The following is a 22,680-nucleotide window of genomic DNA, read 5'->3' on the forward strand; positions in this document are numbered from 1 at the left end:
ACTCGACAGATGGCGAGTCGCGGGCGGGTCCGGAGCTGGGAGATTCTCGGGATGGAGGGCGTGATCGATTCCGACGACACCCCGGGCGGAAGTTGGACGCCGCGGGCATCCGTCGTTGTTCACGGATTGCCTGTTCTCACTCCAGGCGAGGAGGTGGAGTTCGAGTGGCAGCACCAGGAAGAACCTCGGTACGGGTACAGCTTCTTCACAGTTCGCGCGTGGCCCCTGGGCGCCGAGCCGGTCGCACAGTCGGATCGTCCGATGTCCGGTGCTTGGGATATTGCCCCTGACGGCACCGTCACCGAAGTGACAGATCTGGATGGGGAAGAACCGATTCGGGTTGGAACGTGGTCCGTCGGAGTGGTGTCCGTGTGGAACGGCGAAGAGAGTTGGGGCGTCATCGATTCCGAGGACACTTTAGGTGGATGCTGGGCATTCTTCAGTGCCCTTCATCCAGACGAAGTCATCGACTCTCGATCGGTAGGAGGTTTCAGCATCGGTGGAGGTCAGTCCAATCTCGAAGTAGGCGAGCAGGTCGACTTCGAGTGGGAGCCTGCTATCGATCAGGACGGCTATCGGTTTCGTGCGATCAAGGTCCGGCCGCGTCGCGAGATTCCGCCGTGGCGGATCAAGCGATTCGAAGGCTGACATCGCCCGCGTCGATGCGTCAGGACACCTTTCTGGCTTCGTCGCCTGGGGCGGTTCGCTGGAACAACGCGGTAATGGATCCGACAACCGCCATGGGAAGTGCGAGAACAAGCACGTTCGAGTAGGAGTCGGACGTCACGAACACGACCCCGGCGATGAGCAGGACAACGAGGGTGGCGACGGCGAACCAGGAAACCCACTGACGCAGTGCTATCGCTGCCACCGCAGGTGGCGTGGTGAGCAACAGTCCCACGACAACCAGTGGCCACACCCCAAGCACCTCGATGGCTCGGTCATCGCAGTGGTAGGAACCGCCCTCGCCGATCTTGGAGCACGCCATCGATACGTCGAACATTCTCAGCGACAACCCGTTCCACGCGGTGAAAGCCAACGCCGCTACGGCGAGGGCCCACCACACCGACCGCAACATGCCCGCAGCCTAGCCTTCGTACGTGGACGGATGGCAATGTCAACCATCGAACACCGACCAGTACTCCGTTTTCCGCAGTTCGGTCGAGTTCGGTCCACCCGGTGGGTAACGTAGACCCGAAATCCATGGTCAGCTCGGGCGTCAGCGGTCTATCGTTCCAGGCCCGGGAGACTGCGGCTCGACAGGAAGTGGAAGGGGTGACGGATTCTTGGTGCTCGCACTGTGGTTGATCACGTTCGCTGTTCTGTTCCACATCGTGGCAGCTCGGATCGCATCTCGAGAAAACTACGGCCGCAGGTTGCCCACAGTGAACGGCTCGTATCCGGTCAGACCTGCCCGGCGTGCCCGCCGCGCCCAGGCTGCCGGATGGATTCTGAGTATCTTCGGAGCGATACAGCTCGGCAATCATTTCTGGCTGACCGAGCCGTGGTTGGCGATGGGTCTTGTGGTGGCCGTTCTCTTGCTGGTCAACGGCCTGCCGAGTCTGCTGGTGACCGCGCTGCACAACGGCAGTCTGCGTACGCAACAGTAAGGCCATCAGGACGCGAACACCTTGCCCGGGTTCAGAATTCCGTGTGGATCCAGTGCCTGTTTCACCGCGCGGTGCATGTCCAACACCACCGGATCGAGTTCTTGTACCAAGCCGTCCATCTTGAGTAGCCCCACTCCGTGCTCGCCGGTCACGGTGCCGCCGAGTTCCAGAGCAGCGTCGATGATCTCGGCAAAGGCGGCCTGTGCTCGCTCGCGGGCCGGAAGGTCGTCGTGCGGAGTGATGAGCAGCGGGTGCAGGTTTCCGTCACCGGCGTGTGCGATGTTGGCAATCGTCGTCTCGTATCGAAGGCCGATCTGCTCGATACGTGAAAGCATCTCGGGCACATGCTTCTTCGGCACACACACGTCCTCGGTCAACACCGGGCCCAGGCGCTCCATCGCCGGATACGCCAACCGGCGGGCGGCGAACAGCGCGTCGGCCTCCTCCTGATCGGTCGAGACCGCAGACCACGTGGCCCCGGCCTCGTCGAAGCACGAGAGCATCTTCTCGGCTTCCTGGTCTCCGATGAGCCCTGGATCGTCGATCCGCCCGAGCAACACCACATTCGCCTCGACCGAGAGACCCATGTTCTTCCAGGCGTCGACGGCGATGAGGCACTGTTTGTCGATCAGCTCCAACGCAGATGGTGTCAATCCGGCCGCGGCAACCGCGGCGACGGCACGCCCGGCATCGACGATCGAATCGAAGTAGCCCGCAACGGTCCGCTGCGGATCCTGGAGCGGGCGCAGCTTGAGGGTCACCTCGGTGATGATGCCGAGGGTGCCCTCCGATCCGACCATCAGACCTGCAAGGTCGTAGCCCGCAACACCTTTCGCGGTCTTGCGCCCGAGCCTCACCAGTTCTCCGGTTCCGGTGACCACCTGCATCCCCATGACGTAATCGCGGGTGACGCCGTACTTCACGCAGCACAGTCCGCCGGCGTTGGTGGCGACGTTGCCGCCGATGGTCGACCACGGCGCGCTGGCCGGATCCGGTGGGTACCAGAGACCCTGTTCGGCGACCGCTGCCCGCAAGTGATCGTTGACCACTCCCGGCTCGACGACGGCGTAACGCTCGAGCTGGTCGATCTCCTTGATCGCGTCCATGCCGTCCAGGGCGAGTACGACACATCCCTCGGTGGCGTTCGCGCCACCGGACAGTCCGGTGCCCGCCCCACGAGTGACGACGGGTGCGCCATGGGCCAGACACGCACGAACCACAGCCTGCACTTCTTCGGCGCTACGGGGCCGCACGACGGCAACAGGCACCGCAAATGGTGCCCATTCCGCCTCGTCGTGCTGGTACGACGCGATGACGTCGGGATCGACGACGACGCGGTCCGTGGGGAGCGAATTAGACAACTGTTCGACGAGCGACATATCTCGACTCTAGCTGTGACCTGGGTCTCGGCCAATGTAGGTTTTCTCTATGTCGCCCGTGAAGTCATGGATGGAATTGCTGCTGGACGATGCGTCCATCGACGAACTGGAAGCCCACCGTCGAGAACATCCCGGTGCCGAGGCGCACGCGGCCTCGAGGCTGCGCGCATTGCTCGATCAGCGCAAACAGCGCAGCACCGAACTCTCGGCGCTCAACGACATCGCGGTGCGCCTGACGACAGTGCGAGACAATCGGATTCTGCTGCAGGAGGTGGTGGACCAGGCGCGCACACTTCTGGGCGTGGATCTGGCCTACATGGGTTCGGTGTACGGGAACGAGTTCGTCATCGAAGTCACCAGTGGTGCACTGACGCCGAAGCTCGTGGGCATCAGGCTCGCGCAGGACGAGGGGCTGGTCGGCCTCATCGTGCGCGGTGCCTCGCCGTCGTGGACTCCCGACTATCAGAGCGAACCTGCCTTTCGGCACATCACCGGAGCAGACAGCGCAGCGCGATCGGAGAACATGCGCGGGTTGCTGGGCGTACCGCTGCGGGTGGGCGACCGTGTGATCGGCGCATTGTTCGCGTGCAAACGGTCGGAGCGGGATTTCGCAGACAGTGAGATCGCCCTGCTGTCGGCACTGGCCGCACACGCGGCCATCGCCATCGAGAACGTGCGGGCGATCGACAAACTCGAAACTCTCAACGCCGAGTTATCTCTTCGCACTGCGGAATTGGAACAAACTCTGCAATGGGACCGCACGTTGACCCAGGTCGTGCTCCAAGGGGGCGGTGTGCGGAGTCTGGTTCGGGAGGTCGCTGCGGCCACCGAGCGGCCGGCGTATTTCGTGGCAGATGTTGCGTCCGTGCCGGCTGCTCTGGAGTACACGGCAACCACGGTCGAAACCCTCGTCGACCGCTGTAGGGCGGGCGCGGAGACGGCCGTCGACGACGCGATGACCGCTCATCGGGTGGTGGCAGCGGGTCACTTCCTGGGGGTGTTGATCTCCGTCGGACCCGAGGATCACCAAACCCGTCTGCTTCTCGATCGAGCTGCGCCGGCCATTGCGTTGTCACTGGCCGAGGAGCGTGCAGCAGCGGAATCTGCACGCCGTGCACAGGACGCCTTTCTGGTGGATCTACTTCTTCATCCCACCTCGTCACCCGATGACGAGCGCAGGCAGTTCCACCGTGCCGGACTGACGCCGGACGTGACGTACTGCGTGGCCGTTGGGCAAGGAAATGCCTCCAGAGTCGAGTTCGAGGCCATTGCACTACCTCCGGGATCAGTGGTGGCAGAGCAGGGTTCGAGGATTCTGCTGGTCGTACCGGCCCGGGAGTCTGCTGCAGTTCGCCGCATGATCTCCACCCGCGCGACGGTGGGAATCTCCGAGCCCGCGCGAGGTGCCGACGCCCTGGCGACAGCATTCCGCGAGGCGCAACAGACCGTCGATGTTCTGACGACTCTGGGCAGGGACGGTGAAGTGTCGTCGGCCCGCGGTCTCGGGATATATCGAATCCTGCTCAGTCACATGGCCCGTGAGCATTTGGACGAGCTCACCGAGGAACTGCTCGGCCCTTTGATGGCGGAGCAGAACAAGCGCGGGGTTCCGCTGATGGAGACGCTGTCGGTCTATCTCGCACACGGACGGCACCATTCGGCAACTGCGTCGAGCCTGGGTGTGCACGTCAACACGCTCTATCAACGACTGGAGGCGATCGACCGGCTGATCGGTACGCAGTGGCGCGACCCGGACGACGCTCTCGATCTTCAAGTGCTGATGCGGTTGCGCAGATCTGCCGATCTGCTGGGTCTGTGATCCGAGCGAATCGGTCCTCGTCGGATAGCGTCGGGATATGGCAGCCGACTTTTCGTGGTCTCAGTTTCTGTGGATAGTCTTCGTTTTCGTCGGTGTGCCGTCGACACTCTGGGCTCTCTTGCTGTGGGTCCGGTTCAGGAAGCGCAGGGAGAGAGCGGGGACCGGCCCGCTGGGCTTGTGGGCCACCGGATCGGTAGCCCTCGCATCAGGTTTCGTTTCGTGTGCAGGCTGGTTGAGCTGGTCTGCCGATCAACGGGGTGAGTTCCGCGGACCCGGGCTCCCGGCCCCGAACGCGTTCCCGTCCTGGCAAGTGGCGGCGTGCGGGGCCACGGTGGTGCTGCTGTGCCTTGTTGCCGCGCATCTGTCGCGATGGTCGAATTCCGGCGGACACGTCGCTGCGCTGGGCACGACCGCTGGATTCTCGACGGCATTCTGCGTCGAAGCCAGCACCGACGTGACCGGGCAGTCGGGCGTGGGTGTCATTCTGTGCATGCTCGGCTGGGGGTTCGGCCTGACCCTGCTGATCATCGTTCGGAACACGTCGGTGAACCTGGCACGGAAAAGGCCGCCGGTCGAGCCGTGAACGACGTCAGATCTCGATTCCCGTTGCCTCGACCACGCTGGCCCACAACGCATCTCGTACACGAGGTGAATCTCCCCGCCAGGAGGGGTAATGAGTCGGGCGCGGCGCGCGGTCGTGCCAGAACGTGCCGGTGCTGGTCAACGCAGGATCGGCTGCCACGAGCCACACGATGGTGTCCGCCCCGTCGTCAGCGCTGCGCAGAATCGGCTTCATCACCGAATTGAACAGCGGCATGGAACCGGTGACGCCGGGAGTGGCCGCCCAGCCCGGGTGCATGCTGTGCACCACTGGATCGTCTTCGAGCGAAAAGCGTTCGGCCAGTTGCTCGGCCACCACCACCTGCATTCGCTTCGTGCGAGCGTACGCAGTCATGCCGGAGTACTTGCCGTTCTCGTACTCGAAGTCGGAGTTCTGCAGCGGCACCGCATACATGCCGCCGCTCGAGACGAACACGACTCGTGATCCGGCGTCGAACAATTCTCTCAGTCCCACCGTCAGCGCGACCGGTCCGAGAACATGGGTGGCAAAAGCGGATTCGTGTCCTTGTGCAGACAGCTGCCGCTCGTCCGGCATCACCCCGGCACAATGTACGAGCGCGTGCACCGCCGTCAGCTCGGACGCCAACGCCGCGATCAACGCCGCCACGGAATCGAGATCGCTGATATCGCACTCACGCACCACCAGCGAGGCGTCGGGCACCTCGGTTCGGATGGCGGCGGCGGCGGACTCGAGTCGCTCGGCCGATCGGCCGACCAGGTGTACCCGCGCCCCGAGCCGTGCGAGTTCTTTCGCGGTGGCGGCTCCCAAGCCGGACGACGCACCGGTCACCACCATGTCGATGGGGGAGGCGAACGGCGTCGGATCGGCAGCCCAGAACCGGCGACGCACCGTGGCGCCGATCCGGGAGTATCCGGGAACGATTGCTCTGTCGAGGATCGTGTCGACCGTGCGGCTCAGCAATGACATGGCGCTCTGATACCCCGCGGTAACCGGATGTATGCGCGTCCACACGCTGGGGTCGATGCCAGAATGAGTCCATGGTTCACCCCGCCGTCTCCGACGTCACCCGCGAGATCCTCGCCGAACTTCCCGCACACCGACGCGAGACGTTCGAGTTGCGCCTCGAGCAGTGGTTTCCCGATCTGCACGACGCGGTGACCGCTGTCTACCCCGATCCCGACTCCGCGGCGGCCGGCCTGGTGGACATCGCCGCCCGTGCATACGCGGAGCGATCCGAGGATCTGCACAGACTCGATCAGCGCCGACTGCTCGAACCCGACTGGTTTCAGCAGCCCGACATGTTCGGCTACGCCTGTTACGTCGACCGGTACGGACAGACGCTGCACGGGGTGGGTGAGCGGCTCGACCACCTGACGGATCTCGGTGTCACCTACCTACACCTGATGCCGCTGTTGCAGCCCAGGCCCGGCGACAACGACGGTGGATACGCAGTGATGGACTACCGCGCGGTGCGAGAAGATCTGGGCACCAACGAGGATCTGCGCGCGCTTGCGCAGACGCTGCGCGAACGCGGCATCAGCCTTGTGGTCGACCTGGTTCTCAATCACGTTGCTCGCGAGCACGAGTGGGCTACCGAGGCGCGTGCCGGTGATCCGAAATACCGCGACTACTTCCTGATCTATCCCGATCGGACCACTCCGGACTCGTACGAGCGCACCCTCCCCGAAGTATTTCCCGATTTCGCGCCCGGCAGTTTCACCTTCGACGACGAACTCGGCGAATGGGTGTGGACGACCTTCAACGAATGGCAGTGGGATCTGAACTGGGCCAATCCTGCTGTGCTGCAGGAGTTCGCGAGCATCGTGCTGCATCTGGCCAACGTGGGAGTCGAGGTGCTGCGTCTCGACGCGATCGCGTTCCTGTGGAAGCGGCTCGGCACCAACTGTCAGAATCAACCCGAGGTGCATGCGGTCACCCAGGCTCTGCGGGCCACCGCTCGACTGGCTGCTCCGGCCACCCTGTTCAAGGCCGAGGCAATCGTCGGACCCCGCGATCTGCTGCCGTACCTGGGCCAGGGGCGGCACACCGGACGAGTCTCGGACATCGCTTACCACAATTCGTTGATGGTGCAGGTCTGGTCGATGTTGGCAACGGGCAGTACGGCTTTGGCGCGTCACGCGTTGGCGTCGTTGCCCCCGACGCCGCCGAGCGGCACCTGGGTGACCTACGTTCGCTGCCACGACGACATCGGCTGGGCCATCGACGACGGCGACGCAGCGTCGCTCGGACTCTCGGGCACAGGGCACCGCCACTTTCTGGCCGACTGGTACTCCGGCGAATTCGACGGCTCCTGGGCCGAAGGCCTGGTGTTCCAATTCAACCCCGACACCGGCGACCGCCGTATCAGTGGAACCGCGGCCGCGCTCACCGGGCTGGGCCCGTCCCGCCTCGATCCCGACGGCGCGTTCGGGCGAATCTTTCTGTCGCATGCCATCATTGCCGGGTGGGGCGGCATTCCCGTCGTGTGGAGCGGTGACGAACTCGGCTCCCCGGGAGATCCGAACTGGGCAGCCGAACCGGCTCATGCCGAGGACAACAGGTGGGTGCATCGGCCCCGGGTCACCGACGCCGACCGCGCCGGTCGGTTCGAGCAGGGTAGCGATGCGCAGCGGGTGTTCGACGGTATCGCCCGAATCGCGAAGGTGCGCGCCGGTCTGCCTATGCTGCACGCCGAGGCACCGGTCGACGTGCAGACCGAATCGGACGACGGCCTGCTCGTCGTGCGCAGGCGTCATCCCAGCGGCACCCTCGTCGGCCTCTACAACGTGACGGCCGACCACCGGCCCTTTCCCCACGCGGAGCTGATCGAGCTCGGCATCCCGGCCCCGACCGAGGTGCTCTCGCAGCACGATCTGCACGTCGACGACACCGGATCGGTGTGGTTGCCGCCGTACGCGGCATGGTGGATCGTCGACAGCCCTCGCCGCTAGGACAAGCGCTGTCGTGACCGGGCTGTTACCCTGCCCGAGACGGTCGGCTGGATACGAACAAGGGGACAACCTCGATGCTGCATGCTCGGATACGAAGTCTGGTGCTCGCTGTAGTGGCGATATTGGTCGCCACGATGGCAACGGTGCTGATGGGGTCCGGTGTGGCACGGGCCGATTCCGAGCTCGTCTACGTCTACTCGCCGTCGATGGACAAAAACATCCCGATCAAGGTGCTCAAAGCTGCCGGGGGCGGACCCGCGCCCACTCTGTATCTGCTCGACGGACTGCGCGCGCCCGAGGACAACAGTGGCTGGCTCATCGAAACCGACGTCGAGAGCTTCTTCGCCGACAAGCACGTCAACGTGGTCATTCCGTTCGGCGGCGGCGGAACCTTCTACTCCGACTGGCAGCGCGACGACCCCAAGCTCGGACGGGTGAAGTGGGAAACCTTCCTCACCCAGGAACTACCGCCCTTCATGGCCGATCGTTTCGGCAGTGACAACGTCAACAACGCCGTCGCAGGACTGTCGATGAGCGGCACCTCCGCGCTCAACTTGGCCGCGCATCGCCCGGATTTCTACAAGGCGGTGGCATCGTTCAGCGGCTACCCGACGGCGAGCAGCCCCGGATTTGCCCAGGGCATCTCGGTGGCCGTCGGCGAGATGGGCGGCAACGCTCGCAACATGTGGGGCACCTGGCCGTCCGCGGACTGGATCCGTAACGATCCGTCTCTCAATGTCGGCGCATTGCGAAACACGGCAGTCTTCGTCTCTTCGGGGAGTGGCTCACCGGCTACGGACCCAGTGTTCAACCCGGCCAGCAGCCGCTTCGACCCCGTCAAATTTGCACAGATGGTGCCACTGGAAACGGCTGCCGGCATGAGCAGCCGCGCATTCGTTCCGTTGCTGCAGGCCGCAGGCGGTCGTCCCAACGTCAAGATCACCGGTACCGGTGTGCACTGGTGGAACCACTGGGAGCAGCATTTGCACGAGGCGTGGTTCGAGACCATCGCCCCGGCAGTCGGCGGCTGACCAACCCTTGGACGTGTTCCAGCCGCACCTGAAATGCTCCGCAGAACTGGCCGAGTAACAGCGCCCATCTGCCACTCGGCAACGGGTGAAGGATTTTCGGGAGACATGGGTTTCGCGCGATTGCCAGGTAGACGATTCCCCAGGCCTGCAGTGCCATGACCTTCACCAGGGGTGGATTCCAAGCGCCGCGCGAGCCGTGCTTGACGCTGATTCGGTAGGAAGAGCGGCCGTAGCGCACGCCCTGCCGAAACGTTGCTGTCACCGTGTCTCGCAGCCGATATGCAACCAGTGCGTCGGGCGTGTGGGCGAGACTGAATCCAGCTTGCTGTATCCGCCAAGAGATGTCGATATCTTCACCGCCGGCGACAAGGTTCTCGTCGAAGTTGCCTACCTGATCGACTACTCGTCGCCACATCGCGAAGTTGTTGCCGTGTGCGAATGGTAGATACTCGGTCTCGAATCTGTCCGCCGGTGCCGGGACGTCGCGCCACGTCGCCACCTTCGGAGAGTTCAGTGTGTGCACCTCGATCGGGCCGCCGACGGCATCTGCTGTCTCCGCGGCTCGGGTCAGGGCAGTGAGCCAATTCGGGTACACGGCATCGTCCTGGTCCGTGAAGGCAAGAAAGTCTCCGCGGGCGGCGGCGATGCCCGCATTCTTCGCGTGCGAGGTGCCCTGGACATCCGAGCTGTCGATCCACCGGATGTCCACCGGCAGCCCAAGCTGATCCAGATGCTCGCGGAGTCCATCGGTCGATCCGTTGTCGCTGACTATCACCTCGAAATCGCCCTCGTAGTCTTGCGCAGCGAGAGCGGCCAACTGAACATCGACGTCCGGCAAGCCGTTGAAGCAAGGAAGGATCACGGATACAAGACCTATAGGCATGTTTGTGAACAATACCTGGGAATGTTCGATATTCTTGTTGCCGTGACGACACCGCCCAGCATCTCCGTCGACTACACGGTGCTCGACTGCCCCGATCCGGCTGCGCTGGCGCGCTTCTACAGCACCATCCTCGGCTGGGAACCAGTTTACGACGACGGCGATTGGGTGGTGGTTCACGGCCCGGGCGAATTACGTCTGGCCTTCCAGCGGGCCCCGGAGTTCACCCCGATCGACTGGCCGAGCGAGGGCATCAAGATTCACCTCGACCTGGTCGTGGACGACATGGAACAGGCACGAGACTTCGTCGTCGACGCGGGGGCCGAGCTGATAGACCGAACGCATTCCTCGTTCTGGGTGTACCGCGACCCCGCGGGGCACATCTTCTGCCTGTGCAAAAGAGAGTGACGACGAGCAATGCAGCCCGGTCGACTCCGGGAAGGCCTAGGCAACTCGGATCTGTGGTCGAGAGACATCGAGATCTGCCTGCTCGCCCAGCCAGCGCGCGAGTACCTGGCATCCGGTGAGTTCGCCGTCGTACGGTTCACGCGCATAGGCGATGTGTCGGCCGCCGCCGGGGTTGGCCCATTCGAATCGGTGCCAGCGCATCGACTGCGGAAGATACCCGGCCACCTCGGTGGCTGCGGTGCGAAGGCGTCGAACATCCTTCACCCACTGGGAGGGTCGGAGGCGAGTCCGGGTCGCATTCTGGAAGCTGTTGCTGCGCAGTAAGGTCCACAGTTCACGCAGCCAGATTCTCGGAGTGCGAAACGACATCCAGCGGGTGAGGTCGGCGATGTCGCGAATCAGGCTGTCGTCACTGGCGTTACAGATCATGTCGGTCTCGAGGCCGATCCAGCGAACCGGAATCGACGCGGGCAGCGCCGGGCCCGGGCCTGCGACGCCGCGTCCAGCGCATCCACTCACCACGTCGGCCGGTTGCTGGGGATCGGACACCAAGCCCGCAGCAACAATCCGGGTGCCGTCGATCGTGCCGTCGGCGACGAGTCCGAGCACCTCACGCACCACGGTCGCACCTTGGGAATAGCCGATCAGCGCGATCGGCCCGGTGGTGCCCTCGACTGCGCGACGGAGGCGCCGGACACCGATGTCGGCACTGTGGCGGAAGCACAATCCGCCGAGTGAAACAGGACCGTACGACGCCGGGTAGCCGACCCATCGTCCGACGAAGCGGTCGTCGAGTTCGCCGACGACGCAGGCGAGCAGCCCGGTCACCGACGTCCGCTGGTCGGACGGATGCGATTCTCCGGTACCCCCGACGGCGAGTACGGTGACCTGATCCTGGTTCATGCTCTCGAGTCTGGCGGGCGAACCTGAGCCCGATGCCCGACAAACGCTGAGAACTGTCTGGCAGTTCGGCCCCGATCAGTTCGAGGCAGCGCGTACCTGTTCGAGGGCATCGCGTAGCAGCGCCTCGTAGCGGTCCGGGTCGGGTACGGCGGCGCTGTTGGAGGTGATGCCGATGGTGACGGTAGTGCCGATGCCGTGCACTCCGTGGGTCAGGCTCATGGCGGGGGAGAGAGCAGGAAAGCCTGCGGTGAACCGCACGGGGCCGCCACAGAGCGTCAGGTCTGCAGCACCACGCGAGACGCTGGACACGACGGTGTTGCCGGTGACCGTCGGTGGCGTCGCGTTCGGATCGAACTGTGCGACTCCCCATTCGGCCAGAAATGCCGGCACGTGTAGTTCGACGTCGTCCTGCGATGCGAGTGCCGCCTCCGTCAACGGATGATTCGCGCGAACTCTGCGGGCGGCCAGGTCGTCCGAGATGAGGAGCATGCGTGTGCGGATGTCCGGTTCTGCGGGGAACAGTCCGACTCCCACGTTGCCGAAGTTGTTGCGCGTGGGTCCACGCGCACGTCGCGCGAGGGTCACCTCTGCGGCCAGATCGGCCGGAGTGTCGAGAAAGGCTTGCAGTGCAATCGATATGGCGGTGAGCGCGAACGCGGTGACCGTGGTGCCCTCGGCGTTCAGATCGGACTTCGCGAGCACGATGGTCCGTACGGACGTCCGACCGGTGGGTGCGACGTCGAGGGCAGTCAGAGCCCGCGACCGAGCAGGCGGCGGGATCGAACCCGAGTCGGTGGCTCGCCCGAGGGCCAGCGCGTCCCGTCGAGCGCGTAGACCGCCGCGAACCATGAGCGCCACGCGCAGCGGAAGGACTGCAGCGGCACGCACTGCGGACGCCAGTTCGGTACCGGTGGAACGCAAGGTGCACTCGGGCGCGGGCGGGAGTCGATGCGTTCCGAAGAGGTCGCGGGCAGTCTTCGATGCCAGTGCCCCATCGGCCGCTGCGTGTGAAAGTTGCAGCACAGCAACAGCGGTCGAGCCCGGACCGCCCGGCGCATCGGTGATGTTCGGATACAGGTGCAGATGCCACACCGATTTGTTGGGGTCGACCTGATTGTCGAAGGAGTTCGCGATCGCAGCGAGGCACTCCGCCCAGGTGCGCGGTGCCGGGTGAACGGTGATCGTGTCGGTACCCGGGTGTGCGTCCGTCCACCGGGGATAGTCGAGGCCGAGAGGTGCCTCGGTGACGTGTCTGCGCAGTACGTCGATGCGGGCGCTGCGTTCGAGCAGTCGCACCACCTCGGCATCGAGGTCGTCGGGCCCGGTGTCGAAGCAGTACAGCAGAAACTGGTCGCTGGGGATCTTCGACGCCATCCAGTACGCCCGTGCATCGGCCGGGCGCAGATGCATCGGCTCGGGTCGATCGTTGTCGGGGCGATTGCTGTCGGGTCGATCGCGGGGCACAAGTCGAAGCCTAAGCGCCGCAGCGGGGCCGGGCGGGTTACGAACTGACCGGTTCGGTTCTGTGAACTCTCACCACGACGGGCCGAGGACTTCTTCGATTGCCTCGGCGATTACTCGTCGTGTCAGCGTTAGCCTGGGTCAATGCATCGCCTCGACCTCCGTCCGCGACGCCGTGAGATTGCACGGTCGGTGTCGTGACGCCCCGAGTTGCTTCGGGCTATCGGGCGGGTCTGCGTTCCTCGACCAACGCTGCCGCCTCCGCCGACTACGTCACCGACATCTCCTATACGGAGTACGGCTCGGCGGCCTGCACCCTCGGGGTCGCGTCGGACGACACCGTCTTTCTCGCACCTGCCGTCACCGTCGACGGGATCGGTGTGTTGCGGTCGTCGGACTTCGGAAAGTCTTGGCGCGCATCGGTTCCGGAGGGCATGCAGAAAGGTGAACGTCGGCCGTATCTGTACTTCGACGATGTCGACGATCGTCTGTTTCTGCATGCCGGCCGATTCGGCGCGGCACCACAGCACCTGTTTCGGACGGGATTCGTTCTCGGGGTCAGCGACGATCGAGGCGAGACCTGGCGCATCCGAAAAGTAGCGTCCAAAGCCAGAATGAACGCGAAGATATTTGCCGGCCCACGAAATTCGAGCAGTGGGAGAGTGACGTACCTTTCTGCTCCGACGCCGTTCGCACTGCGTGTACGACCGCTGATCAACGTGACCCGTCAGGTGATCTGGCGGTCCTACGACGGCGGCGTGAAGTGGGAGGTGGCCGGCGGATTCGACATCGATCCGAAGAACATCCCCGGTCTGCCGAGTCGCGAGTACGTCACGTTCGGCAAGGGCGTCGTCGGCCCGGACGGAACGGTCTACATCGGTGGCCGCTACGGTCGACGGTTCGCTGTGGCAGTCAGCCACGACGAGGGTCTGACCTGGGATGTCCGCATGGTCCCCGGGTCGGCACTGGCGAGGTACCACAACCCACTGCATTTTCTGTTGCTCGGTTCGCGCTATCGGCTGCCGGAGTCGACGGCCGTCGACGACGAGGGAAACGTCTACGTGGTGTGGCCGGATCGCGACGGAGTGCTCCATGCCGCCTGGTCTTTCGATGGAACGGTGACCTGGTCGAGGCCGGTGGTCGTCTCCGCGCCCGGAGTGCGCGATGCTCGCCTCGGCGCTATCACTGCCACCGGGTCCGGCCGAGTGGGAATCGCCTACTACGGGCGTGAGCGAGGGCGCGCGTTCCACGGGTTCATCGCGCAGTGCCGTGACTTTCGCACCGGCCGCCCGGTGTTCGTCGGTGGCAAGTACAACGAACCCGACGCGCCACTTCTTCCGCACGGCTTCTGCGGCGGCGTCAAGGACTTCGCGTTCGGGCGCTCACTCGACGACATCGTTCGGGTGCACTTCGCCCCCAACGGTGACCTCGTCACGGGAGCCGTGATGAGGATGCGGGGCAGAAACCGGCAGCGTCCCTGGGCGGCGCGTTCGGAACGCACCGAGATGCAGGCAGTACTCGGACGGCTGGGCCGAGTCATCGGAGTCTGAACAACGAAAGGCCCTGCAGCGCATGCGCTGCAGGGCCTTTGGGCTTCGATATCAGGCGACGTTGATCAGGCGACGTTGATCAGGCCGACGGTGGGGAAGAAGAAGCAGCTCTTGTCGGTGCCGTCGAGCCCCTTGTGGTTCACCGTGCCGAACACCGCCGCAAGGACGGTTCCCGATCCCGTTTCGACGGGTACGGCGCGCGCACCGGCAGCGGGCAACGCATTGAGTGCGTCGACCACGAAGGGCCGGGCAATATCTGTGAACTGAGCCGGGATGCCGGAATTGGCGAGGATCGAGTCCGCGAGAGTGGTGACCAGCCCACCGAAGTCGGCGAAGCCGCCCTTCAGTGTGTTGACGTTGAACCAGGCGACCTGCATTCCGGTCTTGTCGGCCGAATCGTTGACGATGCCGGCCGGGACGAACGCGAACATGGTCTCGCCCTTGTTCACTGCGTTGAGTTCGGGAATCGGCAGCGGAATGGGTGCCTTCAGTTGCGGCCACGGGCCCGCTGCTCCGCCCGCGACACCCGGGACGATGCCGAGGGGTGAGGCCCCCGTTGCTGCGCAGTTGATGGCCGCAGTCGGGTAGAAGAACGGGGTGATGCCGAAATCGGTCAACGCCTTGTTGGCTGCGTTCAGCGCGGCGAACGGATCGGTGCTCGCGTCCTCGGCGACCGGGGTGCGTGAGTCGGCGATGGCGTGTGCGGCCTCGAGAGATGCACCGCCTTGACCCTGCAGTTCGGCAATTGCCTGGGCCAGCGGATCTGCCGGTGCCGGCTCCGCTGCCGCGGTAGCGGGAATTGCGAGCAATGCCGCGCAGGAGAGCGCGAGCGCGCCCGCCAGACGGCTGAGGCGACGAGACATGTGTGACTCCTGTGACTGATGTGGCTTATGTTGCGGTTGCGGTGATATCACCACACATCATCTCGACGTCACAAGTTCTGCCGGAATCCGTTGTCCAATCGAGACGGTCCAATCGAGACGGTCCGATCGGGACGGTCCATGAACAAGTTCAGCCCACGTCGATGCCGAAGTCCCGAACGATTCCTTCCAGGCCCGATGCGTAGCCCTGGCCGATGGCGCGGAACTTCCATTCGGCACCGCGGCGGTACAGCTCACCGAACACCATGGCGGTTTCGGTGGAGGCATCCTCGCTGAGGTCGAAGCGGGCGAGCTCGCGTCCGTCGGATTTGTCGACGACGCGGATGAATGCGTTGACGACCTGACCGAAGTTCTGCCCCAGGGCGTCTGCGTTGTGAATGGACACCGGGAAGACGATGGAGTCGACATCCGGGGTCAGTGCCACCAGGTCCACATCGATGCTCTCGTCGTCGCCCTCGCCTTCACCGGTGCGGTTGTCGCCGGTGTGCTCGATGGCGCCGTCGGGGGAGCGCAGGTTGTTGTAGAAGACGAAGTAGAGGTCGCTCAACGCCTTCTTGGTGGTGCCGAGGCCGATGGCGCTGGCGTCGAGATCGAAGTCGCCACCGGTGGTGGCGCGGACGTCCCAGCCCAGTCCGACGGAGACAGCAGTCAGGTTCGGTGCTTCCTTCGTCAGCGAGACATTTCCACCCTTGGCAAGAGTTACGCCCATGTCCATCCACTCCTTCGCGCGTTCTTTCTGTGCATCGTTCTACCCACCCTATTCATGCCCCCGTCCAGGGTGCCCGAGTTGCCGAAGTGGTGCCAGAGGGAAGGGCGTCGGGTGTGAGCTGTGGGGCTGGCGGTACCGATGGGATTGTGGTGGGATACGACAAAAGATCACAAACTAGCAGTGGTAGTGCAGTTCTGCGAGTAGGCGCGCCGCGGCGATCGAACGACAATGGAGATTTCTGTGCAGGTTTCGCGACGTGAGCTGTTCAAGTACGCCGCCGCAGGGTCCGCTGCCGCCGTCGGACTGGTTGCGCTGGGGACGGCAACCGCGCACGCGGACGCCGGACTGGGAACCCTCGTCGACTATTCGGGCGGGGTGCCGTCGGCCTCGGCGATCAAGCAGGCCGGTCACCGCGGGGCGGTGCGGTACGTGTCCGATCGCCGACCCGACGCGAACTGGATGATCGGTAAGCCGATGCGCAAGTCCGAGGCCGACTCACTCACCTCCGCCGGGCTGGAGGTGGTCTCGAACTACCAGTTCGGCAAAGGAAAGAGCTCGGATTGGCGTGGTGGGTACGCAGCCGGCGTGAAGCATGCCGAACGCGGCCTCGAGCTCCACACGGCTGCCGGCGGCCCCGCGGACCGCCCGATCTACGCGTCGATCGACGACAATCCCTCCGCGGTGGAGTTCGCGACTCTGATCGCTCCGTACATCCTGGGTTGGCAGTCGGTGATCGGGGCTGAGAACACCGGCATCTATGCCAATTCACCCACCATAGAATTGGCCTCGGTAGCCGGTCTCGGCCAGTGGTATTGGCAGCACAATTGGGGGACACCGAAGGGCTTCGTTCATCCGGCGGCGCATATTCATCAGATCCGAATCGACAAGGATTCTGTCGGCGGAGTCAAAGTCGACATCAACAATATTCTCAAAGCCGATTATGGGCAGTGGTCGAAATCTGCCGCCGATATCACCTGAATTACACCGATGTAATTCCGCGCCCACAACTGTCTTTATATGTCCGGCATCAGTCGCATTTCGACTATGTGGAAGTCGACCGTCCGAAACATCTTCGAAAGAACTTCGCCCCCGGCTGACGATCAGCCGGGGGCGAAGTGCGTCGTGTGCGCTCGAACTACGGAACGTAGACCGTTCCGATGGTGGGGAGGAAGGTGCAGCTGCGAGGTGCGGCAGTCGGGTCTTCCTTCGACTGCGTGGTGATCGAGCCCGATACGACCGACAGCACGCGTCCGGGACCGGTGTCGGCGATAGCCGACAACGTTGCCGGGCCGTCGGCGTTGATCTTCGATGCGCCGGTCAGGTCCTGTGTTCCCGAGCGACGATTGTCGATGTTGAGCCAGGTGACGGTGAGCGGAGCGGACTGCTCGGCGGCGATGGGTGCGGTGCCGAGTGCAGTGAACACGAAGCCTGCCTGGCCGGCGGCCGGTCCGGGAGGAGGCAACGTGGCCGGGCCCGGTACGGCGAGAGCAGTTCCGACGGAGTCGGCAGTGTCGGAGATGCACCCCTTGCCGAGCGTCGGGTAGAGGAATTGAGCGATGGCGGGTCCGTCGGCGGGCAGTTCAGGACCGCCTCCGCCGGATCCGTCCAGGAAGGTGATGACGGACTCGAGCAGCGACTTGACCTGCTCCGGCAGCTGCGCCGTTGCGAGTAGAGCGCGGGCCTGGCTCAGCAGATCTGCGGCCGGAGCGGCTCCTACATCGGCGGGTCCGGCGGCAGCACCGACGATCGCAGGCGCGAACGAGGCGAGCGCCTCGATCTCAGCCAGATTGGGCATGGGCTCACCGGGTGCGGGAAGGAACTGAGCGATCAACGCGGCGGGATCGGCCGGTGCAGCAGGCAGATCGGCGGGCGCCATGGGCACCAGAGGCTGTGCGGATGCGCCGGTCGGCACGACGAGTGCGGCGGCGGCTGCAACGGCAAATGCCGTAACTACGCGACGCGTTCCGCGGGTACGAAGCACGGTGATATTCCCCATTCTGATCATGACGCGGGCCCCGGCGACAGCCGGTGCTCGAGGGGTCACTCTATGTAGCGCGATCCCCGATGTACAGCTGTTGGCGTCGAACCCTCCCCCGTCGCAACTGTGCCAGGGCAGTCTATGTGGTCCACGCTGCGAATTCTCCGCAGGGCCAAACAATAGCCTGTTACTGGAGTTGTCAGTGTTAAAGGTGATGCAAATGTTACTCGTCCGCCCACGCGGTTAGGGAAGGCCTGTGACGACCTATAAGCTTCGTTCTCGATATACCGCACCGATACCGAACGGAACCGCACGCACAGTGAACCGACTCGTTCGGCTGGCCCCCGTTCTGTTGGCGATATCGGTGATCAGCCGCTTCGTCTGGGCCTTCGTGACGCCGAACGGCATGAACCTCGTCGATCTGCACGTGTACGTCGAGGGCTCCGCAGCGCTGCTGGGCGACAACCTGTACGACTACACCTACTCGGTGCAGACCCCGGACTTCCCGCTTCCGTTCACGTACCCACCGTTTGCCGCCCTGGTGTTCTTCCCACTGCACTACCTGCCCTTCACTGTCGTCGGCGTCGTGTGGCAGGCCGCGACCATGGCCGCGTTGTTCGCGGTGGTGCGGCTGGCACTGTCGATGGTCCTGGGTGAAAGGCGTGCCGCCGAACCGCGCTGGGTGCGGATCGCGATGCTGTGGACCGCGCTGGGGCTGTGGTCCGAACCCGTCCGGACAACTCTCGACTACGGCCAGGTCAACGTCTTCCTGGTGCTGCTGGCGCTACTCGCCGTACGCAGCTCGCGGTGGTGGGTCGCCGGCGGTCTCGTCGGCTTCGCGGCGGGTATCAAGCTGACTCCGGCCATCACCGGTCTGTATTTCCTGGCGACTCGGCGGTGGAAAGCTGCAGTGTTCTCGGCGGTGGCATTCGCGCTCACGGTCGTGGTCAGTTACGTGGTGCTCGGGCATCAAGCCGGCACCTACTTCACCACGTTGCTCGGCGACGCGGACCGCATCGGCCCCGTCGGCTCGGTCTGGAACCAGTCTCTCCGCGGAGCCCTGAGCCGGATCGTGGGTGAAGACGTCGGCCAAGGACCGCTGTGGATCGCCGCCGCAGTGATCGCCGTGGTCCTCGCTGTCCTGGCATGGCGGGCACTCGACCGCCGCGACTACCTGGGAACCCTGGTCATCGTCCAACTCCTCGGCCTGTTGGTCTCGCCCATCTCGTGGTCGCACCACTGGATCTGGGTGATTCCGATGGTGATCTGGCTGGTGCACGGACCACTGCGAGGCATCGCCGGAGCGAAGGTCGTCGCCGGCTACTGGCTGGTGACGATCACGGTGGGGGTGCCGTGGTTGCTGAGTTTCTTCCAGGAATCGATCTGGACCATCCCTCGTCCCGGCCTCGAGGCCTGGGCCGGTGCCGTCGACGTGATCGGATCTGCTCTGTTCCTCGGCTGGGTCGTCTACGCGGGAAGAGTCAGGAAGGACCAGTCAGCGAGTCGATCCGACGCGCCAGATCCACATCCTTCTGTGTGAGACCGCCGGCAGAGTGCGTCGAGAGCGTGAACGTGAGCGTCCGCCACCTGATGTCGATATCGGGGTGATGATCCGCCTCCTCGGCGGCGTCGGCCACGCGGTTCACCACCTCGATCGCTGCCGGGAACGAGGCCAGTTCGACGGTTCGCGTCAGGGATTTTTCCTGCACCGTCCAATCGGCGAGCTGGGCGTCGTCGATGTCGCGGTCGGTCAGCAGTTCGGTCATAGAAAGATGGTGGCATGTCCGGTACCCCTACCGCTGTGGTTGTCGCAGCCGCGTTGATCGAGAACGGCCGTCTGCTGCTCGCCCAACGAACCCGTCCGCCAGAGCTGGCCGGCCGCTGGGAACTGCCGGGCGGCAAGGTGGAGCCGGGGGAGTCCGAGGACGCGGCGCTGGCGCGCGAGCTGCGCGAGGAACTGGGAGTCGAGTGCTCGATCGGTGCGGCGCTGAGCGGCGATGTCGAGCTCCCCGGCGGACTGGTGCTTCGTACCTACCGGGCGGCGCTGGTCTCGGGAACCCCTGCAGCGCTGGAACATTCGGCTCTGCGCTGGGTGGACGCCGAGACGCTGCCGACGGTGGATCTGGTCGATGCGGACCGACTCTGGCTGCCGGACCTGCAGGAAATTCTGCTCACTTCGCCCGAGCGGTCTTCAGACCTTTCTTGAGGTCTTTCTTGGTCGCGCCCGCGGATTCCAGCTTCTTCATTCGCATGATCACGACGGGGCATTTGATGCAACGAACCTTCTTGCGGCAGCATTTTTTCTTGGGCTTCATCCCCGAGACATCTGCGGCCTTTATCTTGCCCATGAGCACCAAGACTAATGGGTGGCGCAGGTCACAGACCTGAGGGTGGCGCGGGGCACTGCCGGACTACGGGTAAACTCGATCAGTCGCGAGAACCTCGCGGTGCAGCGCGCTTCTCTAGCGACATAAGCCCGCTAGCGAACAAGAGCCCGCATTCGACTCCAGGAGAATTTTTCGCGTGAGCGCCCCAAGCAGTGCAGACAACATCGACAGCACCACTACATTTCGCAACGTCGCCATCGTTGCACACGTCGACCATGGCAAGACCACCCTGGTCGACGCCATGCTTCGGCAGTCCGGCGCGTTCGAGGAACGTGCCGAAGCGATCGACCGCGTCATGGACTCGGGTGACCTCGAAAAAGAAAAAGGCATCACGATCCTGGCCAAGAACACGGCCGTTCACAAGCGCAATGCCGACGGCACCATCACCGTCATCAACGTGATCGACACCCCCGGCCACGCCGACTTCGGCGGAGAGGTCGAGCGCGGCCTGTCCATGGTCGACGGCGTCGTCCTTCTCGTCGACGCATCCGAGGGCCCGCTGCCGCAGACCCGTTTCGTGCTGCGCAAGGCGCTCGCCGCGTCGTTGCCGGTGATCCTGGTCGTGAACAAGACCGACCGTCCCGACGCACGTATCGAAGAGGTCGTCTCGGAGAGCCACGACCTGCTGCTCGATCTCGCGTCCGATCTCGACGACGAAGCGTCCGAGGCAGCCGAGCTCGCACTCGACCTCCCCGTCCTCTACGCCTCCGGTCGTGAGGGCAAGGCCTCGAAGGTCCAGCCCCAGAACGGACACGCTCCCGACGCCGAGAACCTCGACGAGCTGTTCGAGGTTCTGCTCAGCTACGTCCCAGCACCCAAGGGCAACGTCGACGCGCCACTGCAGGCGCACGTCACCAACCTCGACGCATCCGCGTTCCTCGGCCGCCTCGCCCTGGTCCGCATCCACAACGGCCAGCTCTCCAAGGGCCAGACCGTCAGCTGGATGCGTGAGGTCGACGGCGAGCCCGTCGTCCAGAAGGCCAAGATCACCGAGCTGCTCAACACGATCGGCGTCGAGCGCGTTCCCGGCGAGAAGGGTGTCGCAGGAGACATCGTCGCCGTCGCGGGCTTCCCGGACATCATGATCGGCGACACGCTCGCAGACCTGGAGAACCCGGTCGCTCTGCCGCGTATCACCGTCGACCAGCCCGCGATCTCGGTCACCATCGGTACCAACACGAGCCCGCTCGTCGGCCGCGTCAGCGGCCACAAGCTCACCTCGCGCATGGTCAAGAGCCGCCTCGATCAGGAGCTCATCGGCAACGTCTCGCTCAAGGTCCTCGACATCGGTCGTCCCGATGCCTGGGAAGTACAGGGTCGTGGAGAGCTCGCGCTCGCTATCCTCGTCGAGCAGATGCGTCGTGAAGGCTTCGAGCTCACCGTCGGCAAGCCACAGGTGGTCACCCAGCAGGTCGACGGCAAGCTGCACGAGCCCTTCGAAGAGCTCATGGTCGACACACCGGAGGAGTACCTCGGTGCCGTCACTCAGCTGCTCGCCGCACGCAAGGGCAAGATGGTCCAGATGACGAACCACGGCGCAGGCTGGGTTCGCATGGAATTCATCGTTCCTTCGCGCGGCCTGATCGGTTTCCGCACCGAGTTCCTCACGGACACTCGCGGTACCGGCATCGCCAACGCCGTCTTCCACGGCTACGCGCCGTGGGCCGGCGAGATCCGCGCCCGCCACACCGGCTCACTCGTCTCGGACCGTCACGGCACCGTCACCCCGTTCGCGATGATCCAGCTGGCAGACCGCGGCACGTTCTTCGTCGAGCCGGGCGCAGACACCTACGAGGGCATGGTCGTGGGCATCAACCCGCGTCAGGAAGACCTCGACATCAACGTCACCCGCGAGAAGAAGCTGACCAACATGCGTCAGTCCTCTGCAGACGTCATGGAGACCCTGGCCAAGCCCAAGAAGCTGGACCTGGAAATGGCCATGGAGTTCTGTGCAGGCGACGAGTGCGTCGAGGTGACCCCCGAGGTCGTTCGCGTCCGCAAGGTGCACCTCGATTCCAACGAGCGCGCCCGTGAGCGTTCGCGCAGCAAGACTCGCGACAAGGCTGCTCTGTAAGACTCACCTCGTGCATGAGAAGCGACGTGTCACTTTCGTGGGGCGTCGCTTCTCCTGTACCGGTAGCCGACCACGA

At 64.4% G+C, this 22,680-nt stretch carries 23 protein-coding genes; 12 read left to right on the forward strand and 11 right to left on the reverse strand.

Translation table 11 applies throughout. The annotated features are described in order from the left end of the window. The first annotated feature begins 9 nt into the window (after positions 1-9). Positions 10-648: a hypothetical protein gene (locus O4220_RS19670; RefSeq protein ID WP_269607162.1), complete on the forward strand. Its 639-nt coding sequence runs from the start codon at positions 10-12 to the stop codon at positions 646-648. Between the two features lie 19 nt (positions 649-667). Here O4220_RS19670 and O4220_RS19675 read toward each other — a convergent pair whose 3' ends face one another. After that, entirely contained in the window at positions 668-1,078 is a 411-nt protein-coding gene (locus O4220_RS19675; protein WP_269607163.1) for an ABC transporter permease, read from the reverse strand. Positions 1,079-1,289: 211 nt separating this feature from the next. On the opposite strand from O4220_RS19675, the gene O4220_RS19680 reads away from it, so the two are divergent. After that, positions 1,290-1,610, forward strand: a complete 321-nt coding sequence (locus O4220_RS19680) for a hypothetical protein (RefSeq protein WP_269607164.1) — start codon at positions 1,290-1,292, stop codon at positions 1,608-1,610. 5 nt (positions 1,611-1,615) lie between these two features. Here the strand turns inward: O4220_RS19680 and O4220_RS19685 are convergent, their stop codons facing one another. After that, the gene (locus O4220_RS19685) at positions 1,616-2,989 is read right to left on the reverse strand and encodes an FAD-binding oxidoreductase (protein ID WP_269607165.1); all 1,374 of its coding nucleotides are present in this window, start codon (positions 2,987-2,989) and stop codon (positions 1,616-1,618) included. Between the two features lie 70 nt (positions 2,990-3,059). Here O4220_RS19685 and O4220_RS19690 point away from each other — a divergent pair, with 70 nt between their 5' ends. After that, a complete protein-coding gene (locus O4220_RS19690; protein ID WP_420030439.1) occupies positions 3,060-4,808 on the forward strand; it encodes a GAF domain-containing protein in 1,749 nt (582 codons plus the stop codon). A gap of 37 nt (positions 4,809-4,845) precedes the next feature. Beyond that, on the forward strand, positions 4,846-5,391 hold the full coding sequence (locus O4220_RS19695) for a hypothetical protein (protein ID WP_269607167.1): 546 nt from the start codon (positions 4,846-4,848) through the stop codon (positions 5,389-5,391). Positions 5,392-5,397: 6 nt separating this feature from the next. On the opposite strand, the gene O4220_RS19700 is transcribed toward O4220_RS19695, so the two are convergent. After that, positions 5,398-6,357: an SDR family NAD(P)-dependent oxidoreductase gene (locus O4220_RS19700; protein ID WP_269607168.1), complete on the reverse strand. Its 960-nt coding sequence runs from the start codon at positions 6,355-6,357 to the stop codon at positions 5,398-5,400. A gap of 71 nt (positions 6,358-6,428) precedes the next feature. On the opposite strand from O4220_RS19700, the gene O4220_RS19705 reads away from it, so the two are divergent. After that, entirely contained in the window at positions 6,429-8,342 is a 1,914-nt protein-coding gene (locus tag O4220_RS19705) for an alpha-amylase family protein (RefSeq protein ID WP_269607169.1), read from the forward strand. Between the two features lie 74 nt (positions 8,343-8,416). Beyond that, the gene (locus O4220_RS19710; protein ID WP_269607170.1) at positions 8,417-9,373 is read left to right on the forward strand and encodes an alpha/beta hydrolase; all 957 of its coding nucleotides are present in this window, start codon (positions 8,417-8,419) and stop codon (positions 9,371-9,373) included. Here O4220_RS19710 and O4220_RS19715 read toward each other — a convergent pair. Beyond that, positions 9,282-10,256, reverse strand: a complete 975-nt coding sequence (locus O4220_RS19715) for a glycosyltransferase (RefSeq protein WP_269607171.1) — start codon at positions 10,254-10,256, stop codon at positions 9,282-9,284. The two genes, O4220_RS19710 and O4220_RS19715, sit on opposite strands and share 92 nt — an antisense overlap. Positions 10,257-10,277: 21 nt before the next feature. On the opposite strand from O4220_RS19715, the gene O4220_RS19720 reads away from it, so the two are divergent. Beyond that, positions 10,278-10,661, forward strand: coding sequence for a VOC family protein (locus tag O4220_RS19720; protein WP_269607172.1), 384 nt, complete (start codon positions 10,278-10,280; stop codon positions 10,659-10,661). A gap of 36 nt (positions 10,662-10,697) precedes the next feature. Here the strand turns inward: O4220_RS19720 and O4220_RS19725 are convergent, their stop codons facing one another. Both O4220_RS19725 and O4220_RS19730 read right to left on the reverse strand, forming a co-directional pair. Further along, on the reverse strand, positions 10,698-11,564 hold the full coding sequence (locus tag O4220_RS19725) for a PE-PPE domain-containing protein (protein WP_269607173.1): 867 nt from the start codon (positions 11,562-11,564) through the stop codon (positions 10,698-10,700). Positions 11,565-11,639: 75 nt separating this feature from the next. Beyond that, positions 11,640-13,028, reverse strand: coding sequence for a WS/DGAT domain-containing protein (locus O4220_RS19730; RefSeq protein ID WP_269607174.1), 1,389 nt, complete (start codon positions 13,026-13,028; stop codon positions 11,640-11,642). 194 nt (positions 13,029-13,222) lie between these two features. On the opposite strand from O4220_RS19730, the gene O4220_RS19735 reads away from it, so the two are divergent. After that, positions 13,223-14,575, forward strand: a complete 1,353-nt coding sequence (locus O4220_RS19735; RefSeq protein ID WP_269607175.1) for a sialidase family protein — start codon at positions 13,223-13,225, stop codon at positions 14,573-14,575. Between the two features lie 65 nt (positions 14,576-14,640). On the opposite strand, the gene O4220_RS19740 is transcribed toward O4220_RS19735, so the two are convergent. Together O4220_RS19740 and O4220_RS19745 are read right to left on the reverse strand one after the other, a co-directional pair. Next, positions 14,641-15,438: a hypothetical protein gene (locus O4220_RS19740; RefSeq protein WP_269607176.1), complete on the reverse strand. Its 798-nt coding sequence runs from the start codon at positions 15,436-15,438 to the stop codon at positions 14,641-14,643. 148 nt (positions 15,439-15,586) lie between these two features. Then, positions 15,587-16,165, reverse strand: a complete 579-nt coding sequence (locus tag O4220_RS19745; protein ID WP_269607177.1) for a TerD family protein — start codon at positions 16,163-16,165, stop codon at positions 15,587-15,589. A gap of 228 nt (positions 16,166-16,393) precedes the next feature. On the opposite strand from O4220_RS19745, the gene O4220_RS19750 reads away from it, so the two are divergent. Beyond that, positions 16,394-17,143, forward strand: a complete 750-nt coding sequence (locus tag O4220_RS19750; RefSeq protein ID WP_269607178.1) for a DUF1906 domain-containing protein — start codon at positions 16,394-16,396, stop codon at positions 17,141-17,143. A gap of 157 nt (positions 17,144-17,300) precedes the next feature. Here the strand turns inward: O4220_RS19750 and O4220_RS19755 are convergent, their stop codons facing one another. Continuing rightward, positions 17,301-18,161, reverse strand: a complete 861-nt coding sequence (locus O4220_RS19755; RefSeq protein WP_269607272.1) for a hypothetical protein — start codon at positions 18,159-18,161, stop codon at positions 17,301-17,303. Between the two features lie 301 nt (positions 18,162-18,462). Here O4220_RS19755 and O4220_RS19760 point away from each other — a divergent pair, with 301 nt between their 5' ends. Then, the gene (locus O4220_RS19760; RefSeq protein WP_269607273.1) at positions 18,463-19,683 is read left to right on the forward strand and encodes a mannosyltransferase; all 1,221 of its coding nucleotides are present in this window, start codon (positions 18,463-18,465) and stop codon (positions 19,681-19,683) included. Here O4220_RS19760 and O4220_RS19765 read toward each other — a convergent pair. Continuing rightward, positions 19,625-19,909 carry a 4a-hydroxytetrahydrobiopterin dehydratase gene (locus tag O4220_RS19765; RefSeq protein WP_269607179.1) on the reverse strand — a complete coding sequence of 95 codons (285 nt, stop codon included), beginning with the start codon at positions 19,907-19,909 and terminating at the stop codon, positions 19,625-19,627. The two genes, O4220_RS19760 and O4220_RS19765, sit on opposite strands and share 59 nt — an antisense overlap. A 14-nt stretch (positions 19,910-19,923) precedes the next feature. On the opposite strand from O4220_RS19765, the gene O4220_RS19770 reads away from it, so the two are divergent. After that, complete coding sequence (locus tag O4220_RS19770) at positions 19,924-20,349, forward strand: (deoxy)nucleoside triphosphate pyrophosphohydrolase (protein ID WP_269607180.1); 426 nt, start codon at positions 19,924-19,926, stop codon at positions 20,347-20,349. Here O4220_RS19770 and O4220_RS19775 read toward each other — a convergent pair. Then, positions 20,315-20,491 carry a hypothetical protein gene (locus O4220_RS19775; RefSeq protein WP_094609726.1) on the reverse strand — a complete coding sequence of 59 codons (177 nt, stop codon included), beginning with the start codon at positions 20,489-20,491 and terminating at the stop codon, positions 20,315-20,317. The two genes, O4220_RS19770 and O4220_RS19775, sit on opposite strands and share 35 nt — an antisense overlap. Before the next feature lie 175 nt (positions 20,492-20,666). Between O4220_RS19775 and typA the strand changes: the two genes are divergently transcribed. Continuing rightward, positions 20,667-22,604: a translational GTPase TypA gene (gene typA, locus O4220_RS19780; protein WP_032365354.1), complete on the forward strand. Its 1,938-nt coding sequence runs from the start codon at positions 20,667-20,669 to the stop codon at positions 22,602-22,604. Positions 22,605-22,680: the final 76 nt, after the last annotated feature.

This window comes from Rhodococcus ruber (genome assembly GCF_027270735.1).
Taxonomy (GTDB): domain Bacteria; phylum Actinomycetota; class Actinomycetes; order Mycobacteriales; family Mycobacteriaceae; genus Rhodococcoides; species Rhodococcoides rubrum_A.